Genomic DNA, 12,286 nt, shown 5'->3' on the forward strand with positions numbered 1-12,286 from the left:
TCGAGAGCCTGAACCGCGTGATCCGGAAATCCATCAAGACGCGCGGATCGTTTCCGACGGACGATGCCGCGACCAAGCTGATCTATCTGGCGATCCGCAGCTTCGAGAAAGACGGCCGAAACGTCCGAGAATGGTTTGCGGCCCGCAACCAGTTCGCCATAATGTTCGGCGAGCGCTTCGCCGCTTGAGTATCTGAAACTGCATGGGCCGGATCAGATACACAGAGTTCCTGACACTCCCGGCCTCCATCGCGACGAGGCAGGGCGGCAGCCTGGCGAAGAACTCCACCTGGGTCCTTCTGAGCTTCTCGCGCGAAACTACGCCGCCTCTGGCGTCAGTGCCGTGGACCTGGAACACATTTTTCGCCAGATCCAGTCCGACCGTGATAATCTCCGACATGACCGCTCTCCTTTGTGGATCGTTGCAGACCCACGTTGGCACACAGATGCCGTCGGGGGGGCGGTTACAGCATGTGTGGGTAGCCCCGGTTTTAGCGGGCTGTTGCCTAGGCCGGTATCATACGGTCGAATGCGTCCATGTGTCAGGCCTTTTGTCGGAGCGCTATACTCTACGGCCGGTATGGGATCCGCGGGTTGTGGTCAAAACATCAAAACGAGCTCAAGGCTCACGCTGTAACACTGGTTTCCCCAACTCCGATCTGTCCGATCGATTTCATACAAGCTTCAGCTTCTCCCGCATTTTCGAGGCGACGCTGCTGACCTTGTCAGTTCGCCATCAGCGGTCCCTCTCGAAACTCTTCGTTCTTCGTGATCATGGCCCACAGCATACGGGCCATCTTGTTCGCCAGCGCGATGGCCGCAAGCATCCGGGGCTTGCGCGCCAGGATCCGTCCCAGCCAGGAGTTCTCCGCAGGCGGTCTGGTCTTGGCCCCGGAGATCACCGCCGTGGCGCCAATGATCAGCAAGCGCCGGATATCGCGTTGCCCGGATTTGCTCGTGCGGCCGAGCCTCTGCTTCCCGCCGCTGGAATGCTGTCGCGGGACGAGGCCGAGCCAGGCCGAGAAATCCCGTCCCTGACGGAAATTGCCCATCGGTGGTGCGAAAGCCGCCAGTGCCATCGCGGAAATAGGCCCGATGCCGGGCATCTTCTGCAGTCGGGCCGAGAACTGCGAACGTCTGCTGGCCGCCGCGATCGGCGTATCAAGCTCGGTGATCCGCTGCGACAGGCCGTCGATCTGATCAAAGCAAAGCTGCGCCATGTGGCGGACCACCCCAGGAAGATCGTCCTACCCTTCGTCCGGCTCCAGAACGGTCCGCAGTTTGTCCACGTTCTCCCGCCCCTTTTCGGTGACAAGCCCGAACTCGGCGAGATGCCCGCGCAAGGCATTGATCACCTGTGTCCGTTGCCCGACCAGCAGATCCCGCAACCTGAAGATCATGCCGAGGCCCTGCTGCTCCGGCGTCTTCACCTCGACGAAACGCATGGTCGGCCGACTGCCCGCCTCCGCGATTGCCTCGGCATCCGCCATATCGTTCTTTTGGCTCTTCACATATGGTTTGACGAACTTCGGGGCGATCAGGCGCACTTCATGCCCGATGGCCGACAAGGTCCGGGCCCAATGGTGAGCGGTGGCGCAGGCCTCCATCGCGACGATACACCCGGGGTGCGCCTGCATGAACGTGAGAAACTGCTTACGCGACAGCTTCTTGCGAAACACGACATCGCCTTCTGCTGTCGCTCCGTGCAGTTGAAAGACCTGTTTCGCCAGGTCAACGCCGATGATCGGGACTTCCTTCATAGCCTGTTCCTCCTGATCCTGTCTGGATCACTATGGCATACAAGTGCCGTCAGGAGGGGCTACCCAACCCATCATCAAAGCCCGGCGGACCACTTCACTGGGGGAGGATTACCTGTCGTCCAAGGGTAAAATCATATCGTCCAGGGGCAAGAAAGCTGCCCGGAATATCCGGATTATGTGCTGATCAGGACAGAAGGCGTGATCACCATGGTCGGACAGAGTGAAAAGCCCGGGATCCCCGACGGCATCGCGGCGAAAGCAGCGGGGGCATCGTGCGGATCGATCCATGCGGCAGGTGATATTGGCGCAGCGATTACCGACAGTGGCCGCGCCCATGATCCGGATGTTCGATCGTTGGGCAGCACGCTCGGTGGTGTTGGGCACGTAGTGGTGAGCCAGGCCGGCGGTCGTTTGCGGACATGGCTCAGGGCGGGGAGCCTGCGCGAAGTCGCGGAAATGCGGGCGGTATATCCGCAGCAGCGCATCGAGATCTGGGGCACTCGCGCGACGGGCTTCGTCGATGAAGCATGCGTGAAATCCGGGGAGGTGGCTGCGCCGCTGCACCATCTGCCGAAGAAGGCCGCCTGACTTTCCTTTTCATCTGATGGTCGTGTCGGGGCCTGACCCGCGGATCATCGACCTCAAATCCGGGAGAATTCCTTCGATGACAAAGCCATGGCTTTCGACCTACAGCAAGAACGTTCCGCAGGACATCGACGCGGACGCCTTTCCTTCGACCATTGCGATCGTCGACGAGGCGGTTGCGCGGTTCGCTGACAAGCCCGCCTTCGAGTGCTTTGGCACGACGATGAGCTACGCCGAGATCGACCGCGCCTCGCGCGCCGTTGCGGGATGGCTTCAGAAAGCGGGGGTCAGGCGCGGCGACCGGATCGCGCTGATGTGCCCGAACATCTTCGCCTTTCCCGTCGCCATGCTGGGCATTCTGCGGGCCGGCGCCGCGCAGGTGAACGTGAACCCGCTCTATACGCCCCGCGAACTCGGGCATCAGTTGAACGATGCTGGCGCGGAGACGATCCTGATCTTTTCCGGCTCGACCCCGGTGCTGGCCGAGGTCCTCGAAAGCACCCCGATCAGGAATATCGTGACCATCGACCTGGGTGACGGGGCGGGCCTGGACATTCCTTCCCCCAGCGTTGACGCGCGGCTGACCGGCGCGACGCGCCTTGCCGATGTGCTGGCCGAAGGGGCCGATCAGGACTTCATTCCGGTCGATCTGAACGGCGAGGACATCAACTTCTTTCAGTATACCGGCGGCACCACGGGCCTGTCGAAAGGTGCGGTCCTGACGCATCGCAATATCGTCGCCAACAGCGCGCAGTTCGCCAGCTTCATGCCCGAGCTTCACGAGACAGGCGAAGAAATCGTCGTGCTGGCCTTACCGCTCTATCACATCTTCGGGCTGATGGTGATGATCGCCTATATCGCTTCGGGCGCGAAACAGGTGATGATCCCCGACCCGCGCAACATGGACGCATTCATCGACGCCATCAGGGACACGAAATTCTCGGTCATTCCGGGCGTCAACACGATGTTCCAGGCGCTGGCCGCACATCCGCGCATCGGCGAGGTCGATCTGTCCGGCTACAAGGTCGCCATCGGCGGCGGTGCCGCGGTCATCAGGGCCACCTCCGAGAAGTGGAAGGCGCTGACAGGCCATCACATCAAGGAAGGCTACGGGCTGTCCGAGACCTCTCCGGTCCTGTGCCTGAACCCGATGAACGTCGCCGACTTCACCGAGACCTGCGGTCTGCCGGTCTGTTCGACCGATATCAAGCTGCTGGACGATGACGGCAACGAGGTTCCCGAGGGCGGTGAGGGCGAGATCTGCGCCGCCGGCCCCCAGATCATGCGCGGTTACTGGAACAACGACCACGCCAATCTGGCCGCCTTTACCCCCGACGGCTATTTCCGCACCGGAGATGTCGGCACCTTCATTGAGGGTGGTTTTCTGAAGATCGTCGACCGCAAGAAGGACATGATCCTCGTCTCGGGCTTCAACGTCTATCCGAATGAGGTCGAGGCTGCCGTGACCGCCTGCGACGGTATTGCCGAATGCGCCTGCATCGGCGTTCCGAACGAGAAATCCGGCGAAACGGTGCGGGTTTATGCCGTGCGCGCCAAGGGCGCGGATCTCAGCGAGGCCGATGTGATTGCGCATTGCCGAAAGGAACTGGCTGCCTACAAGGTGCCAAAGCAGGTCACTTTCCTGAACACGCTGCCGAAATCCAATGTCGGCAAGATCCTGCGCCGCGAACTGCGCGACCTGACCTGAAGCAGGGCAGACCCGGTCCGGCAACCGGCTTTGACGAACCGGGCGCGGGGCCAATGTCGTCACCCGCCCGGTTGAAACTGCCGCCAGTCTGGGCCGCGCGGCCGGGAACCCTGAGCTCTCGGCGATGGCCTGACTGATGAGGGCGACGGGTCATTGTTGACTGTCGCAGCTCGGGGCCCCGAAATCGCTCGCATCTCTCCGGGGCCTGTCGCGCAAAGCTAAAAATCTGTGCTCAGGCGTCAAGCGATACATCCTGGCCTGACCTATTCTGAGCACAATCGGACATAATGCATCTGGAGGATCTGACCATGCAGGCCACTGTTGTTGCCACGCTTCCGCAGCCGGAAAACGAAACGCGCCGGCTGTTCGACATTCAGCACCGCGCCTCGCGCGATGAACCCGCGCCCGGCTACGAGCTGCGCCGCGACCGGCTTGACCGGCTGCGCAAGATGCTGGTCGAGAACGACACCGCCCTTGTCGAGGCGATCAACGCGGATTTCGGCAACCGCTCGAACCACGAGACCGAGCTTTTCGAGATCGTCACCGTGCTGAACGCGCTGCGCCATACCCGCAAGCATTTCAAGCGCTGGATGCGTGACGAACGCCGCCCGGTCGATCTGGCCTTCAAGCCGGCCTCGGCCCGCATCCGCCATGAGCCTCTGGGCGTGGTCGGCATCATCGCGCCGTGGAACTTTCCGATGCAGACGGCGCTGACGCCGCTGGTCGATGCGCTGGCCGCCGGCAACCGGGCGATGATCAAGCCCTCGGAATTCACGCCGCGCTTTTCGGAACTGCTGCGCAACCTTGTCGCCAAGTATTTCGACGAGGCCGAACTGACCGTCATCACCGGCGGCGTCGAGGTCGCGCAGGGGTTCAGCTCCCTGCCTTTCGATCACCTGGTCTTTACCGGCTCGACCGCTGTCGGTCGCAAGGTCATGGAATCGGCGGCGAAGAACCTGACTCCGGTGACGCTGGAACTGGGCGGCAAGTCGCCCGTCATCGTGGCCAACGAATATCCGCTGGAACAGGCTGCGCAAAGCGTCGCCTTCGGCAAGTTCTCCAATTCGGGCCAGATCTGTGTCGCGCCCGATTATGCGCTGGTGCCGCGCGCCAAGGTCGAGGCCTTCGCCCGGGCGGTCATTGCGCAGGCGAAGAAATCCTTCCCCACCGTGGCGCAGAACCCGGACTATACCTCGATGATCTCGGAGCGGCACCGCCAGCGCCTGGTCGATGCCATCGAAGAGGCCCGTGCCGCAGGTGCGACCGTGCTGACGCATGAGGATGAGGGCATGGGCCAGGCCCGCAAGATCGGCCCCACCGTGGTTATCAACGCGCCCAAGGACGGCGTGCTGATGAACGAGGAAATCTTTGGCCCGGTCCTGCTGGTCAAGCCTTATGACACGCTGAACGACGCGCTGGCCTATATCCGCGACCGCGATCGTCCGCTGGCCATGTATGTCTTCACCAAGGACAGGGCGGTCGAGGAAAAGCTGCTGAACGGCGCCATCTCGGGTGGCGTCACCGTCAACGGCACCGTCCTGCATGTCGGTCAGGACACGCTGCCCTTTGGCGGTGTCGGCCCCAGCGGCATGGGCGCCTATCACGGCATCGACGGTTTTCGCCGCCTGAGCCATGCCCGGTCCGTCCACAAGGTCGGCTTCATCAACGGGTTCGAGAAGATGGGCCCGCCCTGGGGCGGACTGGCCAACTCGGCCGCCAAGTTCCTGAAACGCCGCTGAGCGGCACCGGGGCGGGAACTTCCCACCCCGGCCCCATCCAGCAAATCGCAAGACAGAGGCCGGGGTGAAGCACCGCCGGCGGGAGGAGCAGACATGACCACCATTCAGGCAGATATCACCAAACCGGATGCCGCCACATCGGCCAGCACCAGTCACGACTATGACTATCTGATCATCGGCAGCGGCTTCGGCGGCTCCGTCTCGGCGCTGCGGCTGACCGAGAAGGGCTGGCGCGTGGCGGTGACCGAACAGGGTCGCCGGATCGGACTGGACGACATCAAGGCCGCCAAGAAAAGCATGTTCAAGCTGCTGTGGATGCCGGCGCTGCGGATGCGCGGCTATTTCGTGCAGCACATGTTCAAGCATGTGAACGTGGTCGGCGGCGTCGGTGTCGGCGGTGGCAGTCTGGTCTGGGGCGCGGTCATGCTGCCGCCCAAGGACGAATTCTATGACGACCCGCAGGTCAAGCGTCTGGGCATCGATCTGCGCGGCGAACTTGCACCGCATCTGAAAACCGCGCGCCGGATGCTGGGCGTTTCGGTCAACCCGCATCTGACCCAGCAGGACGGCTATCTGCGCCAGGCGGCCCGCGCCATGGGGGCAGAAGACACGTTCGGCCCGGTCCCGAACGCGGTGTTCTTCGGCGAACCCGACAAGGAGGTCGAGGATCCCTATTTCAACGGCGAGGGTCCGAAACGCACCGGCTGCAACTTCTGCGCCGGCTGTCTGACCGGCTGCCCGACCGGGGCCAAGAGCACGCTGGATCAGAACTATCTGTATCTGGCCGAGAAGAAGGGCGCGAAGATCATGCCCGACCGCAAGGCCGACCGGATCGAGGTCCTGCCGGGCGGCGGCTATCGCGTCAGTTTCGTGGATCCGGCACGCGGCAAGGCCATCGACACGATCACGGCACGCAGGGTCATCATTTCGGCCGGCGTCGTCGGAACGGTGGAACTGCTGTTCAAGAACCGCGATCATTTCGGCACGCTGCCGGGGATCTCGGACACACTGGGCGGCATCGTGCGCACCAATTCCGAGGCGCTGACTGCCGTGCTGCACCCCAAGGGGCAGAACATGATCGACGGCACCGCGATCTCCAGCGATTTCTATGCCGACAAGCATACCCATATCACGCAGAACCGCTTTGACCGGGGCTATCGCTTCATGAAGTCCTATATGGGTCCATTGGTGGACGGCCATAAGCCGGGCCGCCGCGCCCTGAAGACAGTGTGGAAAATCCTGACCAGCCCGCGCCTGATGCTTGGCAACCTGTTTGCCAGGAACTGGGAAGAACGCATCACCATCTTCACCGTCATGCAGGACCACGACAATGCGGTGAAGCTGCGTTATCGCAAACGCTGGTTCTCACCCTTCAAGCCGGTTCTCGGCTCGGACGAGTTGCCGGGCGCGGGCCTGCCCAGCTATCTTCCGCTGGCCAATGAGGTGGCGCGCGAATTCGCCAGGGCCTCGGGCGGTCAGCCGATGAACTTCCTGACGGAATCGCTGGCCGGCACCACGACCACGGCCCATATCCTCAGCGGCTGCCCGATGGGCAGATCGGCCGAGGATTCGGTGATCGACGCGAACCACGAGGTTCACGGCGCGCCGGGTCTTTATGTCGTCGATGGCTCAAGCATTCCGGCCAATATCGGGGTCAATCCCAGCCTGACCATCACCGCCATGGCCGAACGCTTTGCCGCCCTGCAGAACGGCGTGCTGCGCGACACCGAGGCGGCCTGAACCGGGGCTGCGCCGCAGCGCCATCATCGCGTGAAGCGGATGCATTCATCTTTCCCGCAGATCCCACAGGGAGGAGAGTTCACATGAGCAAGTTGAGCTTCAAGGACAAGCATGTCGTCGTCACCGGCGGCAATTCCGGCCTCGGCCTCGCGCTCGCCAAGGCGTTGGCGGGCCAGGGCGCCCGGCTGACACTGATGGCGCGCGATGCTGACAAGCTGGCCAGCGCCGCGGGCGAGATCACCGCCGCCTATCCCGGCGCAGTGGTCAACACGCAATCTCTGGATGTCACCAACGAAGAAGCCGCCGCGGCGGCCATGAACGCGGCGGCCGAGGCGCAGGGCGGCATCGACGCGCTGATCAACAATGCCGGCATCCTGCGCGAGGGCTATTTCCAGAACGTCCCGATGGAGGTCTTCCGTCAGGTGATGGAGATCAACTATTTCGGCGTCCTCAACGCCACCCGCGCCGCCCTGCCGCATCTGCAGCGCTCAAAGGGCCGGCTGATCAATGTGGCCTCGATGGCGGGTCTGGTCGGGGCCTTCGGCTACAGCCCCTATTGCGCCTCGAAACATGCACTGGTCGGGCTGACCTCCTGCCTGCGCTACGAGCTTGAGCCGATGGGCATCACCGTGCAACTGATCTGCCCGGCCGAATTCGACAGCCCCATGGTCGATGAGCTGGACAAGACCCGCACGCCCGAGAACCGCGCCCATGTCCTGACCATCCCTAAGGCCACGCTGGACGGAATCGTCACCGGCGTGATGAAGGGGCTCGACACCGACCGCTACGAAATCGTTCCGACCGGCATGGCCCGTGCGGGGGTGAAGCTCTCGCGCTTCGCGCCCGGCCTGCTGCGCCGTTCCGGCAACCGGGCCATCGCGGGGGTCTATCGGGGGCCGGTCGCGGCGTCCGTCTGAATCTGCGGCAGCGGCAGGGATGTCATGCCCGCCGCTCCGCTCCGGTTGCCTTCTGCCGACAGGCCAGCGGGGTATTGCCGTGCCAGCGGGAAAAGGCGCGCGTGAACACGGCCTGATGCGCATAGCCAAGCGCATCGGCCACATCGGAAAGCGGCATCCGGGTCATCGTGACCAGCGACATCGCCCGGTCCCGCCGCCAATGATCGACCAGATCCCGAAACGATGTTCCCTCGGCCTTCAATCGCCTTTGCAGGCCGCGCGGTTCGATCCGCAATGCATGGGCGACACTTTCCAGCGTGCAGATCGCAAGCTCCATCTGCCGCGCGACTTCGTTGCGCGCCCTGTCGGTGATGTTCAGGCCGGCCTCATCACGCGCGGTCGACAGATAGCGCTGAATGATCGAATGATAGGCTGCATCCCGTCGTTCAAGCTGCAGGTCCAGCACGGCGCGGTCGAAATAGAGTGCGGTGCGTGCGGCGCCAAAGCGGACGGGACAGCCGAACCACGCCTCTGCCGTCCGTCCCGTGCCGCTGTCGATTTCACTGAAGCTTGCCTCAAGAAACCGGATCGGCGTACGCGCGGCCTGCTCCAGCACGTTCTTGGCGACTGCCAGCGCGAGGAACATGTATTGCCGGGTCGGAACTGCCTGATGCTGCACTGACAGGACGATCGCGGCGACATCCTCCTGCTCTTCCATGGCCGTGACGAGGATATTCGTATAGACGACGAGATTGCGCAGGATCGCCTGCACGGCATCGCGCAGGTTCGCTTCCATCCGCGTGACAAGCGCCACCGGGCCAAGGATTTCAAGGTGCTGATAGGGCGCCATGCGAAAGCCAAGATCGGGCAGGTTCCAGTGTTCGGCGCAATATTCCAGAAGCTCGCAATACTGCGAGAAATCGATCCTGACCTCGCGGTCGCGCATCAGTTTCGGATCGAGCCCGACCTGCTTCAACGCCGCCGATGCGTCCCCCTTCCACCGGGGGGCAACCTCAGCCAGTCCTGTGAGGGCTTGTGATTGGATATACTGCCTGACCAACTGCGCCCTCCACCGCATCTGCCCACTGCCGAAGTCATTGTCGCATAGATGGGGAACCATGACAAAACTTGCCCGGGTTCCTGATCTGTAGCCAAGGCGAGGGGTGGCCGGAAAGGGCGCCGGGCATATCCGCAAGCCGGCCCGAGGTCGGCGGTCAGTCGATCAGACCCGAAAGATCGTCCAGTGATGACTGTCCGCATCTGACCTAAATGAGGGGCAGGGGATCGTGACTGCAACCGCAAGACGCATCCGCACGCAGGCCTCCTAAAGCGCGGCCCGCAGGCCGTCGGCAATCTGGGCCATGCGTTCCGCCGGCAGTTGTGGCGGGGCCGAGAACCCGTCGAGACCGTCGTTCAGATAGGCGCGCGAGGTCACGTCATGGACATGGTGCATCGGCACGACATGGGCATGGGCATGCGGCACGTGGATGCCGGTATAGACCATCGCCACGCGCGGCACGCCGTAAAGCCGCTTCATCGCCCGGGCAAGGGTCTGGGCGCAGGTCGTGACCCGGGTCGCCAGATCGACGGGCAGGTCCTCGAACCAGACGTGATGGGCCTTCGGAATGACCAGCGCATGGCCCTCGCGGACCGGATGCAGGTCCAGAAAGGCAAGGATCGCCTCATCCTCGTAAAGCCTGTGGGCGGGCAGTTCGCCCGCCGCGATCCGGCAGAACAGGCAGGTCTCGGTCATCATCCGTCCCTCCGGTGCCGCTTAGGAAAGCCCCAGCACATCGGCCATGTCGTATTCGCCCGGCCCCTTGTCCTGCCCCCAGAGCGCGGCGCGGATGGCACCGCGGGCAAAAATGGCGCGGTCGGTGGCGACGTGGCGCAGGATCAGCCGCTCGCCCGTGCCGGCGAAGATCACGTCATGTTCGCCGACGATATCGCCGCCGCGAATGGCCGAGAAGCCGATGCTGCCGGCGGTGCGCGCGCCGGTGATCCCCTCGCGGGCGGGGGTGCGCAGATCGGCCAGTTGGGCGCCCCGGCCCTCGGCTGCGGCCTCGCCCAGCATCAGCGCGGTGCCCGAGGGGGCATCGACCTTCATGCGGTGATGTGCCTCGACCACCTCGATGTCCCAGTCCTCGCCTAGGGCGGCGGCGACCTTGCGGGTCAGGCCGACCAGCAGGTTGACGCCCAGGCTCATGTTGCCGGCGCGGATGATCGGGGCGTGGCGGGCGGCGGCGGCCAGTCTGGCCAGATCGGCCGGCTCCAGCCCGGTCGTGCCGATCACATGCACGGCGCGGGCCTGCGCGGTCAGTTCGGCGAAAGCCACCGTGGCGGCGGGTGCGGTGAAGTCGATCACCGCCTGCGCCTGCGCGATGACCGCCACGGCATCGTCGCTGACCGGCACGCCGCAGGCCGCGCCGCCCATCGCCTCGCCCAGGTCCCGGCCGATCCAGGCATGGCCCGGCCGCTCCAAGGCGCCGACCAGACGGGCCTGATCGCTGTCAAGGATCAGCCGGATCAGCATCTGCCCCATCCGGCCCGAGGCGCCGGTCACCACGATGCCCGGCAGGTCACCCGTTGCGGTCTGTTGAAAATCACTCATCCGTCACCCCCGGTGCTTTCCCGCCTCATATCCCGTTGCGGCGCGGGCCGCGACCCCCTACATCGGGACGCATGGCACAGAACCGCTTTTCCCACGGCCAAGGCCCCTCGCAGCGCCAGTTGCGCGTGGGCGAGCTGATCCGCCGCACCCTGTCCGACGTGCTGTTGCGCGGCGATGTGCATGACCCGGATCTGAACCGCCATTCGATCACCGTGGGCGAGGTCCGCGCCTCGCCCGACCTGAAGGTGGCGACGGCCTATGTGCTGCCGCTGGGCGGGCATGATGCCGAGGATGCGCTGGCCGCGCTGCGCCGCAATGCGCCCGAGCTGCGCCATCTGGTCGCCAAGGGGCTGACGCTGAAATACGCGCCGCAACTGCGCTTCCAGCTGGACGAGACCTTCGATCGCCTCGACGACACCCGCCGGATGTTCGCGGATGAGCGCGTGCGCCGCGATGTCGAAGCGGCGGATGAGGGTCATGACGGCGATGATACTTGAGTTGCAGCGGCAACTGGGCGTCGCTCTGGGGATGATCTTTGCGATGGTGCAGCCCGCGACCTCGGAGGGCTGCGGTCGGATCGAGCATGACGGGCAGGGCTATGTGGTCTGTCAGGTCGAGGCCGCGCAGGAGCCGGCGCTGCGGCTGTGGCAGGACGGCGATGACGGCCAGCCACTGAACAATTTCAGCAATATCCGCAAGGGTCTGGGGCAGGGTGAAAACCTGTCCTTTGCGATGAATGCGGGGATGTTCCATCCCGATTACCGGCCCGTCGGCCTTCTGGTGATCGAGGGGCAGGAACGGCATCCGCTGAATCCCAATGCCGGCGGCGGCAATTTCGGCATGCTGCCGAACGGGGTCTTCTGCACCGGCGGCGCGAGGCCATTCCAGGTGATCGAAAGCCGCGCATTCGCCCGCACGCAGCCCGATTGCCGGCTGGCCACGCAATCCGGGCCGATGCTGGTCATCGACGGTGAATTGCATCCGCGCTTTCTGGTCGATTCCGACAGCCGCTATATCCGCAACGGCGTCGGCGTGGCACCCGACGGGCAGACGGCGTGGTTCGCCATCTCGGACCGGCCGGTGACGTTCTACGAATTCGGGCGCCTGTTCCGCGACGGTCTGGGCCTGCGCGATGCGTTGTATTTCGACGGCTCGATCAGCCGGCTTTACGCGCCGGGGGTGAACCGGGCCGATTTCGGCCGCTCGCTGGGGCCGATCATCGGGCTGGTGACGCGGGCCGAATGACGC

10 protein-coding genes and 3 pseudogenes are annotated in these 12,286 nt (G+C 64.1%); 8 read left to right on the top strand and 5 right to left on the bottom strand.

What is annotated here, in order from left to right:
• Nucleotides 1–188: pseudogene (locus KNW02_RS13220) on the top strand (IS256 family transposase); the annotation flags it as partial.
• Nucleotides 189–240: 52 nt separating this feature from the next.
• Here the strand turns inward: KNW02_RS13220 and KNW02_RS13225 are convergent.
• Nucleotides 241–399 (bottom strand): annotated as a pseudogene (locus KNW02_RS13225) (IS110 family transposase); the annotation flags it as partial.
• A gap of 325 nt (nucleotides 400–724) precedes the next feature.
• A pseudogene (locus tag KNW02_RS13230) lies at nucleotides 725–1,759 on the bottom strand (IS110 family RNA-guided transposase).
• Between the two features lie 198 nt (nucleotides 1,760–1,957).
• On the opposite strand from KNW02_RS13230, the gene KNW02_RS13235 reads away from it, so the two are divergent.
• The 5 genes from KNW02_RS13235 (at nucleotide 1,958) to KNW02_RS13255 (ending at nucleotide 8,448) form a co-directional block, all read left to right on the top strand.
• On the top strand, nucleotides 1,958–2,347 hold the full coding sequence (locus tag KNW02_RS13235) for a hypothetical protein (protein ID WP_216033755.1): 390 nt from the start codon (nucleotides 1,958–1,960) through the stop codon (nucleotides 2,345–2,347).
• Between the two features lie 76 nt (nucleotides 2,348–2,423).
• Nucleotides 2,424–4,052: an AMP-binding protein gene (locus KNW02_RS13240; protein WP_216033756.1), complete on the top strand. Its 1,629-nt coding sequence runs from the start codon at nucleotides 2,424–2,426 to the stop codon at nucleotides 4,050–4,052.
• A 308-nt stretch (nucleotides 4,053–4,360) separates the two neighbouring features.
• Nucleotides 4,361–5,791, top strand: coding sequence for a coniferyl aldehyde dehydrogenase (locus KNW02_RS13245; RefSeq protein WP_216033757.1), 1,431 nt, complete (start codon nucleotides 4,361–4,363; stop codon nucleotides 5,789–5,791).
• A 93-nt stretch (nucleotides 5,792–5,884) separates the two neighbouring features.
• Entirely contained in the window at nucleotides 5,885–7,531 is a 1,647-nt protein-coding gene (locus KNW02_RS13250) for a GMC oxidoreductase (RefSeq protein ID WP_216033758.1), read from the top strand.
• Nucleotides 7,532–7,614: 83 nt separating this feature from the next.
• Entirely contained in the window at nucleotides 7,615–8,448 is an 834-nt protein-coding gene (locus KNW02_RS13255; RefSeq protein ID WP_216033759.1) for an SDR family NAD(P)-dependent oxidoreductase, read from the top strand.
• Between the two features lie 22 nt (nucleotides 8,449–8,470).
• Here the strand turns inward: KNW02_RS13255 and KNW02_RS13260 are convergent, their stop codons facing one another.
• The 3 genes from KNW02_RS13260 to dapB all read right to left on the bottom strand — a co-directional run bounded on the left by KNW02_RS13260 (nucleotide 8,471) and on the right by dapB (nucleotide 11,038).
• The gene (locus tag KNW02_RS13260) at nucleotides 8,471–9,547 is read right to left on the bottom strand and encodes an AraC family transcriptional regulator (protein WP_348524731.1); all 1,077 of its coding nucleotides are present in this window, start codon (nucleotides 9,545–9,547) and stop codon (nucleotides 8,471–8,473) included.
• A gap of 204 nt (nucleotides 9,548–9,751) precedes the next feature.
• A complete protein-coding gene (locus KNW02_RS13265) occupies nucleotides 9,752–10,183 on the bottom strand; it encodes an HIT family protein (protein ID WP_252733849.1) in 432 nt (143 codons plus the stop codon).
• Nucleotides 10,184–10,201: 18 nt separating this feature from the next.
• Nucleotides 10,202–11,038: a 4-hydroxy-tetrahydrodipicolinate reductase gene (gene dapB, locus KNW02_RS13270; RefSeq protein ID WP_216033761.1), complete on the bottom strand. Its 837-nt coding sequence runs from the start codon at nucleotides 11,036–11,038 to the stop codon at nucleotides 10,202–10,204.
• A gap of 71 nt (nucleotides 11,039–11,109) precedes the next feature.
• Between dapB and rbfA the strand changes: the two genes are divergently transcribed.
• Entirely contained in the window at nucleotides 11,110–11,535 is a 426-nt protein-coding gene (gene rbfA / locus KNW02_RS13275; RefSeq protein WP_216033762.1) for a 30S ribosome-binding factor RbfA, read from the top strand.
• Complete coding sequence (locus tag KNW02_RS13280) at nucleotides 11,525–12,283, top strand: phosphodiester glycosidase family protein (protein WP_216033792.1); 759 nt, start codon at nucleotides 11,525–11,527, stop codon at nucleotides 12,281–12,283. The genes rbfA and KNW02_RS13280 overlap by 11 nt, the downstream gene beginning before the upstream one ends.
• Nucleotides 12,284–12,286 lie beyond the last annotated feature (3 nt).

It is taken from the genome of Paracoccus marinaquae, assembly GCF_018860165.1.
Taxonomy (GTDB): domain Bacteria; phylum Pseudomonadota; class Alphaproteobacteria; order Rhodobacterales; family Rhodobacteraceae; genus Paracoccus; species Paracoccus marinaquae.

Bases quoted from the DNA above. Each gene is read 5' to 3' on its own strand.
- KNW02_RS13240 (WP_216033756.1), top strand. From the start codon at position 2,424: ATGACAAAGCCATGGCTTTCGACCTACAGCAAGAACGTTCCGCAGGAC.
- KNW02_RS13245 (WP_216033757.1), top strand. From the start codon at position 4,361: ATGCAGGCCACTGTTGTTGCCACGCTTCCGCAGCCGGAAAACGAAACG.
- KNW02_RS13250 (WP_216033758.1), top strand. From the start codon at position 5,885: ATGACCACCATTCAGGCAGATATCACCAAACCGGATGCCGCCACATCG.
- KNW02_RS13255 (WP_216033759.1), top strand. From the start codon at position 7,615: ATGAGCAAGTTGAGCTTCAAGGACAAGCATGTCGTCGTCACCGGCGGC.
- KNW02_RS13260 (WP_348524731.1), bottom strand. From the start codon at position 9,547: ATGGTTCCCCATCTATGCGACAATGACTTCGGCAGTGGGCAGATGCGG.
- KNW02_RS13265 (WP_252733849.1), bottom strand. From the start codon at position 10,183: ATGATGACCGAGACCTGCCTGTTCTGCCGGATCGCGGCGGGCGAACTG.
- dapB (WP_216033761.1), bottom strand. From the start codon at position 11,038: ATGAGTGATTTTCAACAGACCGCAACGGGTGACCTGCCGGGCATCGTG.
- rbfA (WP_216033762.1), top strand. From the start codon at position 11,110: ATGGCACAGAACCGCTTTTCCCACGGCCAAGGCCCCTCGCAGCGCCAG.
- KNW02_RS13280 (WP_216033792.1), top strand. From the start codon at position 11,525: ATGATACTTGAGTTGCAGCGGCAACTGGGCGTCGCTCTGGGGATGATC.